We start from the raw sequence: 21,987 nt of genomic DNA, 5'->3' as shown, positions 1-21,987 counted from the left end.
TGCACGTCGCACGGCCGTGCAGAAGGGGACGCACGCGTGAATGGTCCACTCATCGTCCAGTCCGACAAGACCCTCCTCCTGGAGGTCGACCACGAGCTGTCGGGCGAGTGCCGCCGGGTCATCGCCCCCTTCGCCGAGCTGGAGCGCGCGCCCGAGCACATCCACACGTACCGGGTGACCCCGCTCGGCCTGTGGAACGCGCGCGCGGCCGGGCACGACGCCGAGCAGGTCGTGGACGCGCTCGTGCAGTACAGCCGCTATCCGGTGCCGCACGCACTGCTGGTCGACATCGCGGAGACGATGGGCCGCTACGGCCGGCTCACGCTGAGCAAGCACCCGGCCCACGGGCTCGTCCTCACCACCACCGACCGGCCCGTGCTTGAGGAGATCCTGCGCTCGAAGCGGATCACCCCGCTCGTGGGAGACCGCCTCGACCCCGACACGGTGGCCGTGCACCCCTCCGAGCGGGGGCAGATCAAGCAGACGCTGCTGAAGCTGGGCTGGCCGGCCGAGGACCTCGCCGGGTACGTGGACGGCGAGGCGCACTCCATCGCCCTCGCTGAGGACGGCTGGTCCCTGCGGCCGTACCAGAAGCAGGCGGTGGAGAACTTCTGGCACGGCGGATCCGGAGTGGTCGTACTCCCCTGCGGCGCCGGGAAGACACTCGTCGGGGCCGGTGCCATGGCCGAGGCGAAGGCCACCACCCTCATCCTCGTCACGAACACCGTCTCGGCCCGGCAGTGGAAGCACGAGCTGGTCAAGCGCACGAGCCTGACCGAGGAGGAGATCGGCGAGTACAGCGGTACGCGCAAGGAGATCAGGCCGGTCACCATCGCGACGTACCAGGTGCTGACGACCAAGCGGAAGGGCGTCTACCAGCACCTGGAGCTGTTCGACTCACGCGACTGGGGGCTGATCATCTACGACGAGGTGCATCTGCTCCCCGCCCCGGTCTTCAAGTTCACCGCCGACCTCCAGGCGCGCCGCCGGCTCGGTCTGACGGCCACACTGGTGCGCGAGGACGGCCGCGAGTCGGACGTGTTCTCCCTCATCGGGCCGAAGCGTTTCGACGCGCCCTGGAAGGAGATCGAGGCACAGGGGTACATCGCGCCGGCCGACTGCGTCGAGGTCCGGGTGAACCTCACGGACTCCGAGCGGCTCGCGTACGCGACCGCCGAGGCGGAGGAGAAGTATCGCTTCTGCGCGACGACGGCGACGAAGCGCAAGGTCACGGAGGCGCTGGTCCGCCGGTTCGCGGGGATGCAGACGCTCGTCATCGGCCAGTACATCGATCAGCTCGACGAACTGGGCGAGCATCTGGACGCGCCGGTCATCAAGGGGGAGACGTCGAACGCGCAGCGCGAGAAGCTCTTCGAGGCGTTCCGGCAGGGTGAGATCAGCGTCCTGGTCGTCTCGAAGGTCGCCAACTTCTCCATCGACCTGCCGGAGGCGACGGTCGCCATCCAGGTGTCGGGCACCTTCGGGTCCCGCCAGGAGGAGGCTCAGCGCCTCGGCCGCGTGTTGCGCCCGAAGGCGGACGGCCACCAGGCCCACTTCTACTCGGTCGTGGCCCGCGACACCATCGACCAGGATTTCGCGGCCCACCGCCAGCGTTTCCTGGCCGAACAGGGTTACGCGTACCGGATCGTGGACGCGGACGAACTCCTCGCGGACAACAACTGATCGGTCCTACCGGCGGCGTACGCCCGCTTCCTCGCCGTACTCGCCGAGGAGGACCACTCCGAGGGCGGCGCCGGCGAAGACCTTGACGGCGCGCAGGGTGTCGCCGAAGCGATGGCTGTGGTTATGGCTCTGGCTGCGGCTCTGGTTGCGGCTCTGGTTGCGGCTGCCCTGCAGGGCAGCCGCGCCGGACGGCGGCCGGGGGCGGACGGGGGCCTGGGTGAACGTCGCAGTGCTCATGTATCCATGGTGGAATCCAGGCGCTCCGCTTTCATCGCCCTGCGGAGCGAACCTCCGTCATCCCCTCGTACGACTCCGGACCGACCTCTCCCCACGGGGGGGGGACGCCATCCCTTAGGGGACCGGGGACCCCAGGGGACGAAAAACGGTTGGCACCGGCCGCGCCGGCTCGCCTAAGATCTCCGCTCTTGCCCGCCTCCCGTCGTGGAGCGCCGCCGCCCGGACGGAAACCGGCCGGCTCACCGCCACTCGGCAGGGCCCACCAGGTCCCGCCGCTCTCGCAGGCTCCGGAGGCAACGCCCGTGTCCACCCCGCCCGATGATCCTCTCTCCCGCGAGCGTGCCCACCTCGCGGGCTCCCGTGCCGCGCTGCGTTCGATGCGCGAGGACGTCCAGTCCCTCGACATCCGGGACGTCACCGCGAACTGGGTCAACGCGGAGGTCCTGACCCGCCAGATCGACGAGCGCATCAAGGCTCTGGCCGACCTGTCCCACACTCCGCTGTTCTTCGGCCGCCTCGACTACCTGCACGCCCCGGGCGCCGAGCAGGCGGAGGGCGCGCAGGGGGAACGCTTCTACATCGGCCGCCGGCACGTGCACGACGCGGGCGGCGACCCGATGGTGATCGACTGGCGCGCCCCGGTGTCCCAGCCCTTCTACCGGGCCTCCAAGAAGGCCCCGTTGGACATCGCGCTGCGCCGCCGCTTCGGATACACGGGCGGCGACCTCACCGCCTACGAGGACGAGCACCTCTCCGACCCCACTGATTCATCGGAGGTCGCCGCCACCAGCAAGCTGCTCCAGCGGGAGATCGAGCGCCCGCGCGTGGGCCCGATGCGCGACATCGTGGCGACGATCCAGCCGGAGCAGGACGAGATCGTACGGTCCGGTCTCGGCGGCACGGTCTGCGTGCAGGGTGGTCCGGGGACCGGGAAGACGGCCGTCGGCCTGCACCGGGTCGCGTACCTCCTCTACGCCCACCGCGACCGGCTCGCCCGGACCGGCACCCTGGTCATCGGGCCGAACGCGTCCTTCCTCCACTACATCGAGCAGGTGCTGCCCGCGCTGGGCGAGTTGGAGGTCAAGCAGGCCACGGTCGACGACCTGGTCGCGCATGTCGAGGTGCGGGGCGTGGACGAGGCGGCGACCGCCGTCGTGAAGGGCGACGCGCGGATGGCCGAGGTCCTGCGCAGGGCCGTCCGCGCCCAGGTGACCATGCCCACCGAGCAAGTCGTGGTGGTCCGCGGCTCGCGGCGCTGGCGCGTACCGGAGTACGAACTGACGGACATCGTCCAGGAGTTGCTGGACCGGGACATCCGGTACGGCGCCGCCCGCGAGGCCCTGCCGCAGCGCATCGCGCACGCCGTGCTGGTGCAGATGGAACGGTCGGGCGAGGCGCCGGACGACCGTGTGCAGGACGCCGTGGCCCGCAACCCCGCGGTGAAGGCGGCGGTGAAGGCGATCTGGCCGCCGGTGGACCCGGCGAAGCTGGTCTTCCGCCTGCTCTCCGACGCGGAGTTCCTGGCCCTGCACGCGGAGGGCATCCTCACGGAGGACGAGCAGGAGACGATCCGGTGGGCGAAGCCCGTACGGTCGGCGAAGTCGGCCCGGTGGGCCGCCGCGGACGCCGTGTTGATCGACGAGGCCACCGATCTCGTACAGCGCACGCACTCTCTCGGGCATGTGGTGCTCGACGAGGCGCAGGACCTGTCGCCCATGCAGTACCGGGCGGTGGGGCGGCGCTGCACGACCGGTTCGGCGACCGTGCTCGGTGATCTGGCGCAGGGCACGACGCCCTGGGCGACGCCGGGTTGGGACGAGGCGCTGGCCCATCTCGGCAAGCGGGACGCGGTCGTCGAGGAGCTGACGGCCGGTTTCCGTGTCCCGACGGACGTGATCGCGTACGCCTCCCGGCTGCTCCCCCACATCGCGCCGGGCCTGGCGCCGGTGGCGTCGGTCCGGGAGAACCCGGGCTTCTTCGAGGTCCGCGAGATCACCACGGATGCCGGCGCCGCCGAAGTGGTCGCGGCCTGCGAGGAGTTGCTGGGCCATGAGGGTTCGGTCGGCCTGATCGCGGCCGACGTGCGCGTACCGCTGCTGTCCGAGGCCCTGGCGAAGGCGGGCATCCCCCACCTCGCCCCCGGCGAGGAGACGACCCTCGCCGCCCGCCTCACCCTGGTACCGGCGTCTCTCGCCAAGGGATTGGAGTACGACTACGTGGTCCTGGACGAACCCCGGGCCGTGGTCGACGCCGAACCGGACGAGCGGACGGGTCTGCGCCGCCTGTACGTCACCCTGACCCGAGCGGTCTCGGGTCTGCTCGTGACCCACGCGACGGGCCTGCCGGCCCAGCTGACCGAACAGCCGCCGGGGTAGCCGACATCGCCTGCACCGCCTTCACCGCCTGCGGGCCGGTGGGGGCTGGTCGCGCAGTTCCCCGCGCCCCTGAAGACGGGGCCGGGGCTCAGGCGGCGTCCAGCGCCGAGCGCCACTCCCGTACCGCCGCCGCCGAGACCGGGGTCTCCCAGCCGCCCGGCCGCGCCGCGCCGCCGATGTGGAAGGCGTCGACGCCCGCCGCCCGCAACCGCGGTACGTGGTCGAGGCGCAGGCCCCCACCGACGAGGAGTCGCGGCTCGTAGCCGGGCTCGCCGCGCCGGGCCGCCTCCGCGAGCAGTGTCGGCAGGCCCTCGTCCACGCCGGCCGCCGACCCCGCAGTGAGATACGTGTCCAGGCCGGGCAGGTCGGAGAGCCGCTTGCGCAGGGCGTCACGGTCGGCGGCGCGGTCGATCGCCCGGTGGAACGTCCAACGGCAGCCGTCCAGTTCGGCGAGCACCGACTCCAGCGCGGGCAGGTCCGGCTCCCCGGTCGCGTCCAGGAACCCGAGCACGAATTCGTCCGCCCCGGCCGCCCTCAGCTCCCGCGCCGTCCGTACGAGCGCTTGTACGTCCCCGGCCGCGAAGTCGTCGGCCAGGCGCAGCATCACGCGCAGCGAGATGCCGACGGCGGCCCGGATCCCGGCGAAGGCCCCGACCGGCGGGGTGAGCCCGTCGGCGGCCATGTCGGTGACCAGTTCCAGCCGGTCCGCGCCTCCGGCCTCGGCGGCGACCGCGTCCTCGACGTCGAGGGCGATCACCTCCAGGACTGCACGCTTGCTCATAGGACCTCTTCCCTCGGGCGGACAGATGGGCGGCTACAAATCTGGCTATAGGCCTGGGCTGCAGGCCTGAACTACAGGTCTAGTCCAATGCTCAGCCTACGCGCACCCTGCCGGAGATCAACGGCCCGGCAACGTGGCACAACTCCCTCGCGCGCCGTCAGGCGTCAGGCGTCAGGCGTCAGGCGTCAGGCGTCAGGCGTCAGGCGTCAGGCGTCAGGCGTCAGGCGTCAGGCGGACAATGGAGCGCATGGCCGACCTCGACGCCCTGCGCACCCGCTGGTCCCACGCACTCCACCGGAGCCGTGGGACGGACACGCAGGACCCCTACCCCTACCCCTACCCCGACCCCTCCCTCTACGCCGACAACCTCCTCGCCCGCTGGTCGGAGCCCCAGCGTCGCTACCACACCCTCGACCACCTCACGGCGGTGCTGGACCACGTCGACGTGCTGGAGAAGGCCGCGGACGACCCGGATCTGGTCCGGCTGGCCGCGTGGTTCCACGACGCGGTCTACCAGCCCGACCGCTCCGAGAACGAGGAACGCTCGGCCCGTCTCGCCGAGCGCGCGCTCCCCGAGGCCGGCCTCTCCGCCGACGCCACGACCGAGGTCGCCCGCCTCGTCCGCCTGACGGTCACGCACGCCCCGGCCGACGACGACCCGAACGGCCAGGTCCTGTGCGACGCCGACCTGGCGATCCTCGCCTCGCCCGCCGACTCCTACGCCGCCTACGCGCAGGCGGTCCGTGAGGAGTACGCCTTCGTGCCCCCGGACGCCTTCAGCGAGGGCCGCGCGGCAATCCTCCGGCAGCTCCTGGACCTGCCCCGCCTCTTCCACACCCCGTACGGGACAAGGGAATGGGAGGGCCCGGCCCGCCGCAACCTGACGAGTGAACTGACTCTGCTGACGGGCTGAACCCCACCCGATCCCACCCGATGGAATGGCATGGCCCCCGTCGAGGTTGGCACCTGATATGCCCGTCCCCACGCGCAAAAGCACCAGCGTCAGCACAAGCACCAGCACCGATCCCCACTCTCGTACTCGGATGCCCCTGGCCGTCTACATTCTCGGGCTCTCCGTCTTCGCACTGGGCACCAGCGAGTTCATGCTCTCCGGGCTGCTGCCGGCGGTCGCGGACGACATGCACGTGTCCATTCCGCGAGCGGGCCTGCTGATATCGGCCTTCGCCGTCGGCATGGTCGTCGGAGCGCCCCTGCTGGCCGTGGCGACGCTCCGGCTGCCTCGCCGTACGACCCTCATCGCGCTCATCGCGGTCTTCGGCCTCGGCCAGATCGCGGGCGCCCTCGCCCCGAACTACGCCGTGCTCTTCGCGTCCCGTGTCGTGAGCGCACTGGCCTGCGCCGGGTTCTGGGCGGTCGGCGCGGCCGTGGCCGTCGCGATGGTCCCGGTGAACGCCCGCGCCCGGGCGCTCGCCGTGATGATCGGCGGTCTGTCGATCGCGAACGTCCTCGGAGTTCCGGCGGGCGCCTTCCTCGGCGACAGCCTCGGCTGGCGGTCGGCGTTCTGGGCGGTCGGCGGGGCCAGCGCGGTCGCGCTCGTCGGGGTGGCCACCCTCATCCCCCGTATCCCGCTCCCCGACGAGAAGCCCCGGCTCAGGAACGAGCTGCGGATCTACCGCGACCGCCAGGTCTGGCTCTCCATCTCACTGATCGCGTTCGCCGCGGGCGGCGTCTTCTGCGCGTTCAGCTATCTCGCCCCGCTGCTCACGGACGTGGCCGGGCTCGACGAAGGATGGGTGCCGGCCGTGCTCGCGCTGTTCGGGGTCGGCGCGCTCATCGGGACCGCGATCGGCGGCCGGATCGCGGACGCGCACCTCTTCGGGGTGCTGCTGTCCGGCATCGCGGCCTCGACGGTACTGCTCGTGGCGCTCGCGCTGCTCGGACAGTACGCGGTCGCGGCCGCCGCCCTCGCCTTCCTCCTCGGTGTCTCCGCCTTCTACACGGCCCCGGCCCTGAACGCCCGGATGTTCAACGTCGCGGCCGAGGCCCCCACCCTGGCCGGTGCCACCACCACGGCGGCCTTCAACCTCGGGAACACCGGCGGCCCCTGGATCGGCGGCGCCACCATCGACGCGGGGTTCGGCTACGCCTCCCCGGCCTGGGCCGGAGCGGCCCTGACCGTCGCGGCGGGTGTGCTGACCACGGTCTCGCTGCGGCTGCACCAGCGCGGGACGTCGTCGCGGGTGGTCACCGGAGCCGTGAGCGCGCCTCCGTGCGCGGCCGTGGCGGCCGACGGAAAAAAATGAACGGCGCCGCGAACTGACCATCTATCCTCACCGGCATGCGAGCCATGGGTGGGGACCAGGTGGAAGAGGCGGTCTCGGGTGCGGTGACGGCCCTGCGGGGCGGGACCGGCCGGGACTGGAGCGTCAAGGCGGGACGTCTCGAATGGAGTTGCCGCAGGACGGCGGAACACCTCGCGTCGGACCTCATCTCGTACGCGGGCCAGTTGGCGGGCCGCCCCGCCGACCGCTACGTACCCTTCAAGATCACCTTCGACGAGTGCGAGGGCGCCGAGGACGTCCTGCAGGTCGTCGAGGCGACCGGCGCCCTGTTCGCGGCCGCCGTGCGCACCACCCCGCGGGAGGTACGGGCCTTCCACCCGTACCCCTTCCGCAGCGCGGATCGTGAGGGCTTCGCCGCCATGGGGGTCACGGAGATCCTCGTGCACGCGCACGACGTGGCCGAGGGTCTCGGTATCCCGTACGAGCCACCGGCCGCGCTCTGCGCCGACATCCTGACCCGGATCTTCCCGCACGTCCGGCCGGAGCCGGGACCCGACCACTGGCGGACCCTCCTGTGGGCCACGGGCCGCGGCGAACTGCCCGGCCGCGCGCCCCTCACCACCTGGCGCTGGAGCAACAACCTCGTCATCCCGGCCGACCGCCTCACCCTCCAGGGCGTCACCCCCGCGGCCGCCGCCGACCTGTGCGCGGGTGGCACCGGGGGCTTCGAGTGGATCGAGGGCGGCCCCTTCCAGGGCACCCGGGACGCGGCGGGAATGGTGGTCAAGGCGTACGAGGCCGGGGTGCACCGCCCCGAGTGGGGGATGTTCCTCCTCGTCCGACGCGAGGACGGGCGCGCGGTCGGTGGCATGGGCTTCCACGGCGCTCCGGACGAGCAGGGCCGCGCCGAGGTCGGCTACGACCTGGCGGAGTCGGCCCGCGGCAACGGCTACGCCACCGAGGCCCTGCGCGCCCTGTCCGCCTGGGCCCTGGCCCGCGAGGACCTCACCTACCTGTTCGCGACGGTGGACCGCACCAACGCCCCTTCCCAGGGCGTGATCTCACGCGTGGGCTTCACCCGGGTGGGCACGGTGGGCGACGACGGGGAGCAGTACGCGTACGAGCTACGCGGCTGAGCTACGCCGCTGAGTCCGGTCGTCCCTTGGGCCTGCGCAGCCCGGCCGCGTGCAGGATGCGTACGACCTCGCGGCTGCGCACCTGCACCGCGCCGGCCCGCACGGCGTCCTCGTACCGGTGGGAGGGAATGTCGTAGTGGTCCCGCTCGAAGGCACGGACGGGCACGCCCAACCCGCGTGCGAACGTGTGCAACTCCTCGAACGAGGCGTCGCTGACGAGGTGGGACCACATGCGGCCGTGCCCCGGCCAGTCGGGCGGGTCGATGAAGACGGTCACGAGGAACCCTCCCCGCCGTAGCCGCCGAAACCCTCCGAGCCTCCGAAACCCTCCGAGCCTCCGGAGCCCTCCGAGTCGCCGGGGCCGCCCATGGCCGGTCCGAGCGCGCCCACCGGGGAGACCGAGACCCCGGCCTTGTGGCAGACCCAGTGCGGGTCAGGTCCCAGCTCCGGTTCCACCTCCAGGGCATGGGGATCACCGGCGCCGCAGACGGGACACAGCGGCCAGCGCCCGTACTTCTCCAACAGCGCGTCCTGTACGTCCTGGGCGATCAGCCCGGACACGTACTCGACGCCCTCGGGCCACTGCTCCACCCACCACCGCCGCTGTACGACCGACTCCTCGACCATCGACACGACGTCGGCCTGAGCCACCTCGCCCGCGACGAGATCGGCGAGCACCAACGCACGGGCGGCATGCAGCGCCTGCTCCAAGGGGCTGACGGGAGGGGGAGAGGCCGAAGGTTCCATACATCCATTGTGCGGCTCCGCCGCGCGGGCGCGACCAGCCCCTGTCTCGCCACTGTCCTTCCTCCTTCTCCCTCTCCCTCTCCCTCTGCCCTTGACCCTCCCCCGGCCTGAAAATATCTTTCAATACGTGACCCACGTAGTGAAGGAAATTTTCGCGGGCGAAACCCCGCCGGCCCCCGCGGCCCTCGCCGCGAAGGTCCGCACCCTCGCCCCGTCGATGACCCGCTCCATGCAGCGGGTCGCCGAGGCCGTGGCCAACGACCCGGCCGGCTGTGCGGCCCTCACGGTCACCGGTCTCGCGGAACTGACCGGCACCAGCGAAGCGACAGTGGTCCGTACGGCCCGTCTCCTCGGCTACCCCGGCTACCGCGACCTGCGCCTCGCCCTCGCCGGCCTCGCCGCCCAGCAGCAGTCGGGCCGGGCACCCGCCGTGACGGCCGACATAGCGGTCGACGACCCGCTCGCGGACGTGGTCGCCAAGCTCGCGTACGACGAACAGCAGACGCTCGCAGACACCGCGGCCGCGCTGGACACGGTGCAGCTCGGAGCAGCGGTGGGGGCGCTCGCGGCGGCCCGCCGTATCGACGTGTACGGCGTCGGGGCGTCCGGGCTCGTCGCCCAGGACCTCACGCAGAAGTTGCTGCGCATCGGGCTGATAGCCCAGGCCCACAACGATCCCCACCTCGCCGTGACGAACGCCGTGCAGCTGCGGGCCAAGGACGTGGCGATCGCGATCACGCACTCCGGGTCGACCGGGGACGTCATCGAACCGTTGCGGGTCGCGTTCGAGCGCGGGGCCACGACGATCGCGATCACGGGGCGGCCGAACGGGCCCGTCACGCAGTACGCGGATCACATCCTCACGACGTCCACGGCTCGGGAGAGCGAGTTGCGGCCGGCGGCGATGTCGTCCCGGACGAGTCAACTTCTGGTGGTGGACTGCCTGTTCATAGGCGTCGCACAACGAACGTACGAGACGGCGGCGCCCGCGCTGTCGGCTTCGTACGAGGCGTTGGCCCACCGCCACCGAAGCACGCCCCGCTAGTGCCGCGACAGGCAACGTTCGCCCCGTACAAGAAAGAGCCGTCGTACATGACCTCCAGCGCCGATGCCACCGACGCCCCCTCACACTCCTCCTCATCCTCCTCGTCCTCCGATTACCGTGATGTGCGGGCCGAGTTGGAGGGTCTGACCACCGAGGCGTTCCGTCCCGAGCACTCCGACATCGACCGGCTGTCCACGGTCGACATCGCGAAGATCATGAACGGCGAGGACGCCACCGTGCCGACCGCCGTCGCCGCTCAGCTGCCGGTCATCGCGGCGGCGATCGACGCCATCGCGGAGCGGATGGGGCGGGGCGGGCGGCTCGTCTACGCCGGCGCGGGAACCGCCGGGCGGCTCGGTGTGCTGGACGCCTCGGAGTGCCCGCCGACGTTCAACACGGACCCGACCGAGGTCGTCGGACTGATCGCGGGTGGCCCGGCCGCGATGACGGTCTCGGCCGAGGGGGCGGAGGACTCCGCGGAACTGGCCGTCGAGGACCTGTCCGCGCTGGGCCTCACGGCGGACGACGTGGTCGTCGGCGTCTCCGCCTCGGGCCGCACGCCGTACGCGATCGGGGCGGTCGAGCACGCCCGCGCGCTCGGCGCCCTCACCGTCGGCCTGTCCTGCAACGCGGACAGCGCGCTGGCGGCCGCGGCGGAGCACGGCATCGAGGTCGTGGTGGGCCCCGAGCTGCTCACGGGTTCCACCCGCCTCAAGGCGGGCACGGCGCAGAAGCTCGTCCTCAACATGCTCTCGACGATCACGATGATCCGCCTGGGCAAGACGTACGGGAACCTGATGGTCGACGTACGCGCCTCGAACGAGAAGCTGCGGGCCCGCTCGCGCCGTATCGTCTCGCTCGCCACCGGTGCCTCCGACGAGGAGATCGAGGCGGCGCTGGCCGCGACGGACGGCGAGGTGAAGAACGCGATCCTCACGATCCTCGGCGACGTGGACGGGCCCACCGCCGCCCGCCTACTGACAGAAACCGACGGCCACCTGCGCGCGGCCCTGACCGCCGCACCCCGTTGAAGCCGCAGGCCCCCGGCGCCCCGGACACGGACGAGGGCTGCGAGGGCTGCAAGGCCTGCCGCCTCACCGCGGGGAGCGACTTCCTCCCGGGCGGAACCATCCTGCGCACCTCCCTGTGGACCGTCGAGCACTGCATCGGTCCGCTGGGACTCGGCACGCTGATCGTCAAGCCGCTCCGCCACGTCCTGCACGTGGCCGACCTGACGCCCGACGAGTCCGCGGAACTCGGCCCGCTGCTGCGCCGCACCGCCGCCCTCGTCACCGCGGTCACTCGGCCCGAGCAGGTCTACGTCTGTCTCTGGTCACACGCGGACGCCGTCCCGGGCCACCTCCACTTCGTGGTGCAGCCCGCGCTGACGGCCGATCTCGAACGGTACGGGGCCCACGGGCCCGCGCTGCAGATGGCCATGTTCCAGGACGGGACCGTCCCGGACGAGGCATCGGTGGCGGAGGTGTGCGACCGCATGCGGGCGGAACCGGCTGTCAGTGGCGCGTGGGATGGTGGGGGGGTCGAGAGGAAGGGGTAGAGCGTCGTGAACCATGCGCAATTGACGGCTCTGGGGCGGGCCCTCCGCGTGCTCGGGGAGCACGGGGACGCGTTGTCCACCGAGATGCCGGACACCAAACTGCACGAGGTGAAGGCCGACCTGAAGCGCGCCCTGGACCTCCTGGAGGAGACCGTCACCACGGCGGCGCCCACCACCCGCTGCGCGGAACACCCCACGGGACCGGTGGACGAGGACGCCCCCGACCTGTGCCTGCTCTGCGAGACCCGTCGCCGCCTCGCGCGCCGCTCGAAGGTGAACGACTCGTTCCACGAGTCCTTCCCGCAGGGGCGGCCGGCCGCCCCGGACGAGAACGGGGAGCGTACGAAATCCCGGTACGGCATCCGCGGCGACCGGCCCCAGCCCCAGCAGCGCTGGCTCCCGGAAATGTGGACCGGCCAGGCCTGGCAGCTCTGCGGCACGCCGCGCCGCGACAAACAGGAGGCCGAGCTTTATCTCTCCGCGCAGCGCCGCAACCCGCGCCCGAGCATGGCCTACCGCCTGGTCCACGAGTTCACCGACTACGAGGTACTGCGCATCTGGGGCACGCCGGTGAAGGTCGACATCGAGCCGATGGGAAACCTTTAGCGCTGCTTCTGGGTCTGCTTCCGTGGTCGGCGTACGCGGCCCGCAGTCCCCTACAAAGGGTCTGGTCGACCTGTGCGCCGCTGCCCAGCGGGGTGCCGCCCCGGCACCACTCGTACGCCATGTCGGCGTGTTCGAGATCGGTGACAGGTCCATTACCCCAGTTCGCCCCGTTGCGAGATGGCGAGACGATACGTATCGTTACGCCTCATGGAACAGTTCCTCACCGTCGCCCCCGACGTACACCTCTGGACCGAGCAGCGCGGCAGCGCCGACGCGCCGCCCCTCCTCCTGATCATGGGCGCGGGCGCCTCCGGCCTCGGCTGGCCCGAGCCGCTCGTCAAAGCCCTCGCCGCCCACCACCGAGTGATCCGGTACGACCATCGCGACACCGGCCGCTCCACCTGGTCGTACGAGCAACAGCCGTACCGCATCACCGACCTGGCCGCCGACGCCATAGCGGTCCTGGACGGCCTCGGTGTGGAGCGAGCCCATGTCGTGGGGCTGTCGCTCGGCGGCATGCTGGCCCAGTTGCTCATCGCGGACCACCCCGACCGCGTACTGAGCGCCACCCTGATCGGAACGGCGGCGCTCAGCACAGCCCCCTACACCCGCCCCGACGGAACAGTCCTCCCGGCCGAGGAACTCCCCGGCATCTCCCCCGAGGTACTGGAACTGTGGTCGCAACCGGTCGAGGATCATGGCCTGGAGTCCGAACTGGCCCGGCGCGTGACGCACTGGCGAACACTCTCCGGGGGTCAACTCCCCTTCGACGCCGCATACTTCCGCAATCTCGAACGGCGCATCATCGAGCACGCCGGCCGCTACACCACATCACCCGCACACGGCCTCGCCGACCACTCCGGCATGCTGCGCACGGAGGCGCTCGCGACGACCGGGGTTCCCGTACAGGTCATCCTCGCCCCGGCCGAACCCGTGTTCCCACCGCCGCACGCACAGCACCTGACCCAGGCGGTCCGGGGTGCCCGCCTCACCGAGATCCCGGGCATGGGCCACGCACTCCCGCCGCAAGTCCTCCCCGCCCTGACCGAGGCGATCCTCACCCACGCCGCGGCAGAACCAGTTCAGCGCGCTTGATCCGCGACCAACCCGGCCGCCCCGGAGCCGGACATCGCTCCGAGCCGGGGCTCAGGCGGTGCCCGTCCGGGCATACGGACCCGGCTCCGTACGTCACGGCAGCCGCCCCTCCCGGTTGATCAGCCGCACCCGTGCCCGCAGCACCTCACCCACCGGCGCCTCGCCCAGTGCCTCCGGTGGACAGTCCCACTCCCGCCCGCCACCCACAGGCCGCAGCTGTACGTAACCTCCCTCGCGCCCCATGACCTGCCCGACCCGCCCGTCGCGCACGTCGATCACGTACGCCCCGCGCACCCCGAACTCCCCGCTCACGCCTGCCCACCCGCCCCGCGCAGCGCGCCGGCCAGCCGGACCGCCGTCCGTACGTTGCACCGGCCCAGCTCCACCAGCGCGAACGGCTCCCCGGTCGCCGCCGTCACCGGGTCGACACCGAGCGACGGCAGCGCGACTCCCACCTTCCCCAGAGCCGACCGCAGGCACTCCACCGCCTCCTCCGTCAACCACACCCGCTCACTCGACGTCATCTCCATCGCGCCACAGCCTCCACTCTGAGTGTTCGTGTTCACCACACAGAGTGGCCATCACCTCTCTAACCTGGCCATAGACGGCGCCCCAACAACCCCGCCTGTGTGACAGGGAGTTGCCCATGCCAGGCCCGAAGGACCTAGACCCGTCCTCCTCACCTCGCGCCCTGATCGGCGCCGAGTTGCGTCATGCCCGCGAGAGGAAGGGGCTCAGCCAGAACGAACTAGGCGAACCACTGTTCGTCAGCGGCTCATTCATCGGCCAACTGGAGGCAGGGACACGACGCCTGCACCTTGAGTACGCCGTCCAGATTGACGAGATCCTCAACACGAACGGCTTCTTCGAGCGCAATTGCTCAGCTCTGGCCAAGTCCAAATACCCGGACCACTTCGAGGAGGCGGCAGAGGCCGAGGCAGTCGCTACGGAGATCAGGCACTACCTCCCGCTGCTGATCCCCGGCCTGTTGCAGACCCCGGCCTACGCCACGGCACTGTTCCGCTCCTACCGGCCGACAGTCTCGGACGCCAAGATCGAAGAGCTGACGACGATCCGGATGGAACGCGCCCGCCTCCTCAGCGATCCAACAACCCCGTTGTTGTGGGTGGTCCTCGACGAGGCCGCGCTCCGGCGACCGGTCGGCGGAGCGGCAGCGATGGCAGAGTCCCTACACCACGTGGCAGACCTGGCGCGTCGGCACCGGATCATCATGCAGGTGCTGCCGTTTGACGCCGGAGCACATGCCGGAATGGGCGGCTCCTTGAAACTCATGGCGTTCGCAGACGCCCCGCCGCTCTGCTTCGTCGAGGGGCTGGACATGGGCAAACTGCTCGACGACCCCGCCGCGATTGCCCGCCATACCCTCACGTTCAGCCTCCTCCAAGCGGCAGCACTTCCACCTCAGGACTCACTGGCCCTGGTGGAGTCAGTGGCGCAGGATTACGAGCATGAAGACCAGCACTCGTGAGTTCGACCCGCTCTCCACCACCTGGCTCAAGTCCAGCTACAGCGACGGCAGTGGGGGCAACTGCCTGGAAGTCGCCCGCTGGCGCAAGTCGACGTACAGCGCCGGTGACGGCGGTGACTGCCTGGAGGTCGCCCCCGGCCACCCCACCCACACCCCCGTCCGCGACTCCAAGAACCCCCTCGGCCCGAAGCTCGCGTTCCGGGACGAGGCGTGGACGGCGTTCGTCGAGAACCTCAAGCAGGACTAGGGCGCAGCCGCCCCGAAGCTCAGGCGCCGAGCTCCGAGCCCTGTTTGTACGGATTGGGAGGTGGGTCTCAACCCACCCACCCTCCCCGCGAGTTAACTCGACGCGACCGACTTGCCACGGACAGTCACATGGGCTTAGCGTGCCCGAATAACGAACAACCCCCGCCAGGTGCTGGAACACCTGCGGGGGTCTGACCTACAAGATCGGAAACAGCGATCCCATGGCTGAAGCCAAGCTTAGTGCTGCACTCCCGGCCGCGCACGCGACCCCGCCGCCCCAATCCCACCCGATGGCCAATCCGGGTTACGGGAAACGTGACGCCCCGGACCAACTCCCCCGAACGGCCCATGACTTCGCGCACCTCCCGCCCCGCGAAGCGGCCATCGCCGCGTACATCGACACCCTCCCCGGTGGCGCCGACATCTCCGTAAAGACGCTGGCCAAGACACTCCCGTACGGCCAGTGCGCCGTCCGCACGGCCCTCAACAACCTCCGGCAGACCGGCCACTTGCGCCGAGGCCGCGAACACCTGACCGACTCGGGAAGCCCACGCTGGATCACCCGAACGTGGTTCTCACGAACGGCACGAGACGACGGCTGGTGGGCGGCGTTCGCACGGGGTGACGTACCGAAAGAGTCATCGGAGGAGTCGTCGAAGGAATCACCGGAGCAGTCACCGCAGCCGTCGCGCAGACAGGGTCCGACCCGCTCCCGCGCGTACATCCTGCTCGCGGCCCTCGGCCGTACGGCCCCTGCCCTCTCCCTGTCGGCAAGGGCGTGCGAGGAGCTCGCCCCGCTCCTCTCGGAGTGGTTCGTGAGGGGCGTCAGCGACGAGTACGTACTCCAGGTCCTCACAGCAGGCCTCCCCGTCCCGGTGCACAGCGCGTCGGCCATCGTCCGCACCCGCCTGACGACCAAGCTCCCACCGGACCCGCACCCGGAGCCCGCCCCACGCCCGCCCCTCCGCGTACTGGAGTGCGCGAAGTGCGGCATCCCGGGGCGCCCGGAGGCCCTGCCCGGCGGCATCTGCGGCCCGTGCCGGGGCGAGACAGCGCCACCCGGGCCATCCGTTCCACTGACGTCCACCGCAGTCCACGCCCACGCCGCCGCAGCCCGCTCGGCGATGGTCGACCGCCGGGAAAGGCCACGCCTGTGACCGCTCCAACCGTCCGAAGGCACGCTGCCGGGGCACGATGGGAGGGAGGAGGCAACACCATGACGGCATCACCCTGAAAACCGAGAAACTCAAGGACTACGCGGACTGACAGCCGACGCCTCAGCTCATGAGCTGAGGCGTCAAGCTCAGCCCGCCCCGCCGTCGAGCAGCCAGCTGTAACGCAGCCGCAGCGCCCGCTCCGTGCTGGCCGCCACAGTGACGAGCCCGACCACGGTGTTGCCCACTGCCGACAGATCAACGGGCGAGGTGAAGGTCCCGACGTACTGGGCGAGGCCCTCCGGCTCCCGGGTGATCTGTTCGGCGAGCTGGAGGATCAGGAGAACCAGGCCGACGAGGAGCACGATCACCGAGAGGAAACCGATACAGCGGCTCAGGGCGGGGTGGCGGTGGTCGAGGCGCGCGCGGCGCCCCTCGCCGGAGGCGGGGTCCGGGACGAGTTGGTACTCGGCGCCGTCGGCGGTGACGTAGTGGCAGCGCTTGAGCCCGAAGCCGCTCGCCCTTACTTCGACGGTGCCGCCCTGGACGGGGAAGGCGGCAGGGACTCTGGACTCGGCGTGATGCCTGCCATCAAGGTACAGGTGGGCCTTGACGTGGCCCTCCGACGTGTTCTGATGCCTGACGTCGACGGCGTAGACCATCCGCCGGCCGTCATTGTTCGTCAGCCGAAGATAGAACAGTGCGCGGGAAGGCAACTGCCACCAGCGAAAACGCTTCAGCGCTCGCCCGTCCCCTGGCTTGACCCGCCGCGCGACCCGACGCCGCCGCCGCTCCTCGAACATGGCTCCGCTCCCGATCCCGTTCCGGCTTCCGATCCTGATCCCGATCCCTTTACCTGCTCGGCTGCGCCGCGCAGGCGAGGTCCTGCGACGGGCGCTGCCCCGTGGTCAGGAACGCCGTCGCCGCGTCGTTCGCGCACGTGTTGGGGCCGAACGGATAGACGCCGTGCCCGCCCTGGTCGGCCGTCACCATCGTGGCCCGCTTCCCGAACGCCCGCCGCAGCTCCCGGGCACCGGCCAGCGGCGTCCCGGGGTCGCGCTCGTTCTGCAGCATGAGCACGTTCGACGGGCCTCGGTCACCGATGCGCACCGGCGGCTCGGCCCGCTTGTCCGGCCAGAACGCGCACGGTCCGATACCGGCCGTGGACCCGCCCAGCATCGGGTACTTCAGCCGGTCGACCGCGACGTTGCGCTGATACTCCCGGACCGTCTCCGGCCAGCGCGAATCACCGCATATCACATAGAAGCGCGCGGCCATGAGGTTCTCCGCGTTCGGCAGCAGCGGAACGTCCGGCACCGGCCGGCCCGTGTCGAGTGCCTGCCAGAACTTGGCCAGCTCGGGCATGAGCGCATCGGAGTAGAGGCGGTCGAACGTGAACCCGCGGAACGCGGTTCCGTCGATGTCCGCGACCGGCTTCTCGTCCAGCCGCTCCGCGAGGTCGAAGAACTTCGCGGTCACCTGCTCCGGTGTGCTGCCCAGACCGTATTCGGGGTGCGCGGCGGCGAACTTCGCGAAGTCCGGGAAACGGTCCTCCAGTCCACGAGCGAACATCCGCATGGCCGTGACGTCGTAACCGCCGGGGCCCATGTTGCTGTCGAGCACGACCCGGTCGCTGCGCTTGGGGAACATCGTCGTGTACACCGCACCGAGGTAGGTGCCGTAGGAGTGACCGAGGTACGAGAGCTTCGGCTCGCCCAGCGCCGCCCGGATCCGGTCCATGTCGCGCGCGGTGTTCGCGGTCGTGGTGTGCGGCAGCGTCCACGCCGTCCGCGAGGTGGCGCACTGCTCGGCGACGGTCCGCGCGTTCCCCGCCTCCCGCGCGACATCGGCCGCGGTGTGCGCGTACGGCGCGAAGTTGCCGCGGTACTGCTGTTCCGTCGTCAGATCGCAGGTCACCGGCGCGCTGCGGCCGACACCACGTGGGTCGAAGCCGATCACGTCGTAGGAGTCCAGCACCTTCTGCGGCAGCTTTGCGCCAGCGAGAAGGGCCGGGTAGCCGAGCCCTTCGCCGCCGGGGCCGCCCGGATTGGTCAGCAGCACGCCGCGGCGCTTCGAGGGTTCCTTGCTCGCCAGCCGGGAGATCGCGATCTCGATCTGCCGGCCTTCCGGATCCCGGTAGTCCAGCGGGACTTCGAGCGTCGAGCACTCAAGTCGGGGTGCGGCCGCCTTCTCCGGACACGCGCCCCACCGCACGGCCTGCACGGTGTCCGGCGTCGCCGCCACCGACACTCCCGGTATCGCCGACGCCCCCACCGCGGTGGCGGAGAGCGCGATGACGAGGGCGAGGGGCCGGAACCGGGACCGGGTTCTGTTCCCGGTCCCGGTCCCGTGCCTGTTCCTGTGCCTCTGGTGTTCTTCTGCGGCGGTGATGTTCAGACGTTCAACGTCGGTGACGGTGTCGGTGTCGGTGACGGGTATCGAGGGCATGTATCCATCTCAGCCGCCTGCGCACCCGTCTCTCAGAGCGTGGTGTCACCACTCCGCCGTGACATTTGTCAGCGGTGCTCAGCTCAGTGAGCCCAGCGCCTTCGCGTCGTACGCCCCCAGCTCGTCGAAGCGGCCGTCGAGTACCTTCGCCGCCCACTGCGGGTCCTGGAGCAGCGCGCGGCCCACGGCCACCATGTCGAACTCGTCGCTCTCCAGGCGGTCCAGCAGGTCGTCGATGCCCCTGGCCGGGGCGCCCTCGCCCTGGAAACCCTTCAGGAAGTCGCCGTCGAGGCCGACCGAGCCGACGCTGATGACCGGCTTGCCCGTCAGCTTCTTCGTCCAGCCGGCCAGGTTCAGGTCCGAGCCGTCGAACTCCGGGCGCCAGTAGCGGCGGGTGGAGGCGTGGAAGGCGTCCACACCGGCCGCGGCGAGCGGGGCCAGCAGCGCTTCCAGCTCCTCCGGCGTCTCGGCGAGGCGCGCGTCGTAGGCCTGCTGCTTCCACTGCGAGAAGCGGAAGAGGATCGGGAAGGACGGCGAGACGGCGGCGCGCACCGCGGCCACGATCTCCGCGGCGAACTGCGTCCGGGCTACCAGGTCGCCGCCGTACGCGTCCGTGCGGCGGTTCGTACCCGCCCACAGGAACTGGTCGAGCAGGTAACCGTGCGCGCCATGCAGTTCGACCCCGTCGAAGCCGATGCGCTCGGCGGCGGCCGCGCCCTCGGCGAAGGCACGGATGACGTCGTCCAGGTCCTGCTGGGTCATGGCCTTGCCGGCGGCTTCGGCGCCTTCCGTGTGGATGCCGGACGGGCTGACGGACGGGGCGTCCGCGAACGGCGGCTCGCCGGCCTTGCGCACGCTCCCGATGTGCCACAGCTGCGGCATGATCGTCCCGCCCGCCGCGTGCACGGCCTCGGCGACCTTCGCCCACCCGGCGAGCTGCTCCTCCCTGTGGAACCGCGGGACCCGGTCGCTGTTCCCGGCCGACTCGTGGCCCACGTACGTGCCCTCGGTGATGATCAGGCCGACACCCGCGGCGGCACGGCGCGCGTAGTACGCCGCCACGTCCTCCCCCGGGACACCGCCCGGCGAGAACTGCCGGGTCATCGGCGCCATCACGATCCGGTTCGGAACGGTCAGGCCGTTGAGGGAGACGGGCCGGGAAAGGATCTCGGCCGCGCGGGAGGCGGAGGCGGTGACAGTCACGTAGAGGCTCCTCGTGGGGATGGAGTGGTCGGGTGGGCGGTCGGGCGGGGGATCCATGTGTACGTATACGCATCCCGATTGGTATGTGCATACGCATGAATCACTCCTCGCGACAACCACCCCGGCCCTCCGCACATTCCGCCGGCCCGCCATATACCTCTGTGACCCCGGACATGCCCGAGGGCGGCACCCCTGGAGTGGGGTACCGCCCTCGTTCGCGTACTGAAATGCGTACTGCGATGAACTACCGAGCCGGGGCTCAGAAGTCCATGTCACCGCCCGGCATGCCACCGCCGGCGCCGGCGCCGGCCGAAGCCTTCTCCGGCTTGTCGGCGATGACGGCCTCGGTGGTGAGGAACAGCGCGGCGATGGAGGCGGCGTTCTGCAGGGCAGAGCGCGTCACCTTCGCCGGGTCGATGATGCCTTCGGCGATCATGTCGACGTACTCACCGGTCGCGGCGTTCAGGCCGTGACCGACGGGCAGGTTGCGCACCTTCTCGACGATGACGCCACCCTCAAGACCACCGTTGACGGCGATCTGCTTGAGCGGGGCCTCCAGGGCGAGCTTCACGGCGTTCGCGCCGGTCGCCTCGTCACCCGTGAGCTCGAGCTTCTCGAAGACCGAGGAAGCCTGGAGCAGAGCCACGCCACCACCGGCGACGATGCCCTCCTCGACGGCCGCCTTCGCGTTGCGAACGGCGTCCTCGATGCGGTGCTTGCGCTCCTTGAGCTCGACCTCGGTGGCGGCACCGGCCTTGATGACGGCCACGCCGCCGGCCAGCTTCGCCAGGCGCTCCTGGAGCTTCTCGCGGTCGTAGTCCGAGTCCGAGTTCTCGATCTCGGCACGGATCTGGTTGACCCGGCCCTGGACCTGGTCGGCAGAGCCGGAGCCGTCCACGATCGTGGTCTCGTCCTTGGTGATGACGACCTTGCGGGCACGGCCCAGCAGGTCCAGACCCGCGTTCTCCAGCTTCAGGCCGACCTCCTCGGAGATGACCTCGCCACCCGTGAGGATGGCGATGTCGCCGAGCATGGCCTTGCGGCGGTCACCGAAGCCCGGAGCCTTGACGGCGACGGACTTGAAGGTGCCACGGATCTTGTTGACGACCAGCGTCGACAGCGCCTCGCCCTCGACGTCCTCGGCGATGATCAGCAGCGGCTTGCCGCCCTGCATGACCTTCTCCAGGAGCGGGAGCAGGTCCTTGACGTTGGCGATCTTCGAGTTGGCGATCAGGATGTAGGGGTCGTCGAGGACGGCCTCCATACGCTCCATGTCGGTGGCGAAGTACGCCGAGATGTAGCCCTTGTCGAAGCGCATACCCTCGGTGAGCTCAAGCTCCAGACCGAAGGTCTGGGACTCCTCGACGGTGATGACGCCTTCCTTGCCGACCTTGTCCATCGCCTCGGCGATGAGCTCGCCGATCTGGGTGTCGGCGGCGGAGATGGAGGCCGTAGAAGCGATCTGCTCCTTGGTCTCGACATCCTTCGCCTGCTCCAGCAGGGCACCGGAGACGGCCTCGACGGCCTTCTCGATACCGCGCTTGAGAGCCATCGGGTTGGCGCCGGCGGCTACGTTGCGCAGGCCCTCACGGACCAGCGCCTGGGCGAGCACGGTCGCCGTGGTCGTTCCGTCGCCGGCGACGTCGTCCGTCTTCTTGGCGACTTCCTTGACCAGCTCAGCGCCGATCTTCTCGTACGGGTCCTCGAGCTCGATCTCCTTGGCGATGGAAACACCATCGTTGGTGATCGTGGGGGCGCCCCACTTCTTCTCGAGGACGACGTTGCGACCCTTGGGACCAAGGGTGACCTTGACGGCGTCGGCGAGCTGGTTCATCCCGCGCTCGAGACCGCGCCGTGCCTCCTCGTCGAACGCGATGATCTTGGCCATGTGAAGTGGTCCTCCCGGACTGGGGTGGAATCTCCAGGACCGCGCCTGCGCCC

Annotated in this window: 23 protein-coding genes; 13 read left to right on the top strand and 10 right to left on the bottom strand. The window is 70.6% G+C overall.

What is annotated here, in order from left to right:
* The first annotated feature begins 36 nt into the window (after positions 1-36).
* Positions 37-1,683: a DNA repair helicase XPB gene (locus AB0D14_RS20655; RefSeq protein ID WP_362781010.1), complete on the top strand. Its 1,647-nt coding sequence runs from the start codon at positions 37-39 to the stop codon at positions 1,681-1,683.
* Positions 1,684-1,689: 6 nt separating this feature from the next.
* Here AB0D14_RS20655 and AB0D14_RS20650 read toward each other — a convergent pair whose 3' ends face one another.
* Entirely contained in the window at positions 1,690-1,920 is a 231-nt protein-coding gene (locus tag AB0D14_RS20650) for a hypothetical protein (RefSeq protein WP_362781007.1), read from the bottom strand.
* A gap of 302 nt (positions 1,921-2,222) precedes the next feature.
* Here AB0D14_RS20650 and AB0D14_RS20645 point away from each other — a divergent pair, with 302 nt between their 5' ends.
* The gene (locus AB0D14_RS20645; protein ID WP_362781004.1) at positions 2,223-4,295 is read left to right on the top strand and encodes a UvrD-helicase domain-containing protein; all 2,073 of its coding nucleotides are present in this window, start codon (positions 2,223-2,225) and stop codon (positions 4,293-4,295) included.
* A gap of 88 nt (positions 4,296-4,383) precedes the next feature.
* Here the strand turns inward: AB0D14_RS20645 and AB0D14_RS20640 are convergent, their stop codons facing one another.
* A complete protein-coding gene (locus AB0D14_RS20640) occupies positions 4,384-5,076 on the bottom strand; it encodes a copper homeostasis protein CutC (protein WP_362781002.1) in 693 nt (230 codons plus the stop codon).
* Between the two features lie 247 nt (positions 5,077-5,323).
* Here AB0D14_RS20640 and AB0D14_RS20635 point away from each other — a divergent pair, with 247 nt between their 5' ends.
* The 3 genes from AB0D14_RS20635 (at position 5,324) to AB0D14_RS20625 (ending at position 8,455) form a co-directional block, all read left to right on the top strand.
* Positions 5,324-5,989 (top strand): hypothetical protein, encoded by a 666-nt coding sequence (locus AB0D14_RS20635; RefSeq protein ID WP_362781000.1) that lies wholly within the window; start codon positions 5,324-5,326, stop codon positions 5,987-5,989.
* A 130-nt stretch (positions 5,990-6,119) separates the two neighbouring features.
* On the top strand, positions 6,120-7,340 hold the full coding sequence (locus tag AB0D14_RS20630; protein ID WP_362780998.1) for a Cmx/CmrA family chloramphenicol efflux MFS transporter: 1,221 nt from the start codon (positions 6,120-6,122) through the stop codon (positions 7,338-7,340).
* A 35-nt stretch (positions 7,341-7,375) separates the two neighbouring features.
* On the top strand, positions 7,376-8,455 hold the full coding sequence (locus AB0D14_RS20625) for a GNAT family N-acetyltransferase (protein WP_362780995.1): 1,080 nt from the start codon (positions 7,376-7,378) through the stop codon (positions 8,453-8,455).
* 1 nt (position 8,456) lies between these two features.
* Here the strand turns inward: AB0D14_RS20625 and AB0D14_RS20620 are convergent, their stop codons facing one another.
* Together AB0D14_RS20620 and AB0D14_RS20615 are read right to left on the bottom strand one after the other, a co-directional pair.
* Positions 8,457-8,732 carry a DUF4031 domain-containing protein gene (locus tag AB0D14_RS20620; protein ID WP_362780993.1) on the bottom strand — a complete coding sequence of 92 codons (276 nt, stop codon included), beginning with the start codon at positions 8,730-8,732 and terminating at the stop codon, positions 8,457-8,459.
* The gene (locus AB0D14_RS20615) at positions 8,729-9,202 is read right to left on the bottom strand and encodes a hypothetical protein (protein WP_362780991.1); all 474 of its coding nucleotides are present in this window, start codon (positions 9,200-9,202) and stop codon (positions 8,729-8,731) included. The genes AB0D14_RS20620 and AB0D14_RS20615 overlap by 4 nt, the downstream gene beginning before the upstream one ends.
* A 127-nt stretch (positions 9,203-9,329) precedes the next feature.
* Between AB0D14_RS20615 and AB0D14_RS20610 the strand changes: the two genes are divergently transcribed.
* The 5 genes from AB0D14_RS20610 (at position 9,330) to AB0D14_RS20590 (ending at position 13,506) form a co-directional block, all read left to right on the top strand.
* Complete coding sequence (locus AB0D14_RS20610; protein ID WP_362780989.1) at positions 9,330-10,247, top strand: MurR/RpiR family transcriptional regulator; 918 nt, start codon at positions 9,330-9,332, stop codon at positions 10,245-10,247.
* A gap of 47 nt (positions 10,248-10,294) precedes the next feature.
* Positions 10,295-11,278, top strand: coding sequence for an N-acetylmuramic acid 6-phosphate etherase (gene murQ, locus AB0D14_RS20605; RefSeq protein WP_362780987.1), 984 nt, complete (start codon positions 10,295-10,297; stop codon positions 11,276-11,278).
* Positions 11,275-11,805, top strand: coding sequence for a hypothetical protein (locus AB0D14_RS20600; protein ID WP_362780984.1), 531 nt, complete (start codon positions 11,275-11,277; stop codon positions 11,803-11,805). Before murQ ends, AB0D14_RS20600 begins: the two co-directional genes overlap by 4 nt.
* A gap of 6 nt (positions 11,806-11,811) precedes the next feature.
* A complete protein-coding gene (locus AB0D14_RS20595; RefSeq protein WP_362780982.1) occupies positions 11,812-12,411 on the top strand; it encodes a hypothetical protein in 600 nt (199 codons plus the stop codon).
* A gap of 207 nt (positions 12,412-12,618) precedes the next feature.
* Positions 12,619-13,506 carry an alpha/beta hydrolase gene (locus AB0D14_RS20590; protein ID WP_362780979.1) on the top strand — a complete coding sequence of 296 codons (888 nt, stop codon included), beginning with the start codon at positions 12,619-12,621 and terminating at the stop codon, positions 13,504-13,506.
* Positions 13,507-13,599: 93 nt separating this feature from the next.
* On the opposite strand, the gene AB0D14_RS20585 is transcribed toward AB0D14_RS20590, so the two are convergent.
* On the bottom strand, positions 13,600-13,818 hold the full coding sequence (locus AB0D14_RS20585; protein WP_362780976.1) for a hypothetical protein: 219 nt from the start codon (positions 13,816-13,818) through the stop codon (positions 13,600-13,602).
* Positions 13,815-14,036, bottom strand: a complete 222-nt coding sequence (locus AB0D14_RS20580; RefSeq protein WP_362780973.1) for a hypothetical protein — start codon at positions 14,034-14,036, stop codon at positions 13,815-13,817. Before AB0D14_RS20580 ends, AB0D14_RS20585 begins: the two co-directional genes overlap by 4 nt.
* Positions 14,037-14,152: 116 nt before the next feature.
* Between AB0D14_RS20580 and AB0D14_RS20575 the strand changes: the two genes are divergently transcribed.
* The 3 genes from AB0D14_RS20575 (at position 14,153) to AB0D14_RS20565 (ending at position 16,398) form a co-directional block, all read left to right on the top strand.
* The gene (locus tag AB0D14_RS20575; protein WP_362780972.1) at positions 14,153-14,995 is read left to right on the top strand and encodes a helix-turn-helix transcriptional regulator; all 843 of its coding nucleotides are present in this window, start codon (positions 14,153-14,155) and stop codon (positions 14,993-14,995) included.
* Positions 14,976-15,242, top strand: coding sequence for a DUF397 domain-containing protein (locus tag AB0D14_RS20570; protein WP_362780970.1), 267 nt, complete (start codon positions 14,976-14,978; stop codon positions 15,240-15,242). Before AB0D14_RS20575 ends, AB0D14_RS20570 begins: the two co-directional genes overlap by 20 nt.
* Positions 15,243-15,531: 289 nt before the next feature.
* Positions 15,532-16,398 carry a hypothetical protein gene (locus AB0D14_RS20565; protein ID WP_362780967.1) on the top strand — a complete coding sequence of 289 codons (867 nt, stop codon included), beginning with the start codon at positions 15,532-15,534 and terminating at the stop codon, positions 16,396-16,398.
* A 146-nt stretch (positions 16,399-16,544) separates the two neighbouring features.
* Here the strand turns inward: AB0D14_RS20565 and AB0D14_RS20560 are convergent, their stop codons facing one another.
* The 4 genes from AB0D14_RS20560 to groL all read right to left on the bottom strand — a co-directional run bounded on the left by AB0D14_RS20560 (position 16,545) and on the right by groL (position 21,934).
* The gene (locus AB0D14_RS20560; protein WP_362780965.1) at positions 16,545-17,198 is read right to left on the bottom strand and encodes a hypothetical protein; all 654 of its coding nucleotides are present in this window, start codon (positions 17,196-17,198) and stop codon (positions 16,545-16,547) included.
* A 49-nt stretch (positions 17,199-17,247) separates the two neighbouring features.
* Positions 17,248-18,843, bottom strand: coding sequence for an alpha/beta hydrolase (locus AB0D14_RS20555; protein WP_362780963.1), 1,596 nt, complete (start codon positions 18,841-18,843; stop codon positions 17,248-17,250).
* A 78-nt stretch (positions 18,844-18,921) separates the two neighbouring features.
* Positions 18,922-20,046, bottom strand: coding sequence for an NADH:flavin oxidoreductase (locus tag AB0D14_RS20550; protein ID WP_362780960.1), 1,125 nt, complete (start codon positions 20,044-20,046; stop codon positions 18,922-18,924).
* A gap of 259 nt (positions 20,047-20,305) precedes the next feature.
* A complete protein-coding gene (gene groL, locus AB0D14_RS20545; RefSeq protein ID WP_107015329.1) occupies positions 20,306-21,934 on the bottom strand; it encodes a chaperonin GroEL in 1,629 nt (542 codons plus the stop codon).
* Positions 21,935-21,987 lie beyond the last annotated feature (53 nt).

Origin of the sequence: Streptomyces sp. NPDC048484, from assembly GCF_040651415.1 — a bacterium.
In the GTDB taxonomy this organism is placed as follows: Bacteria; Actinomycetota; Actinomycetes; order Streptomycetales; family Streptomycetaceae; genus Streptomyces.
This window is presented reverse-complemented; position numbering and strand designations above follow the sequence as displayed.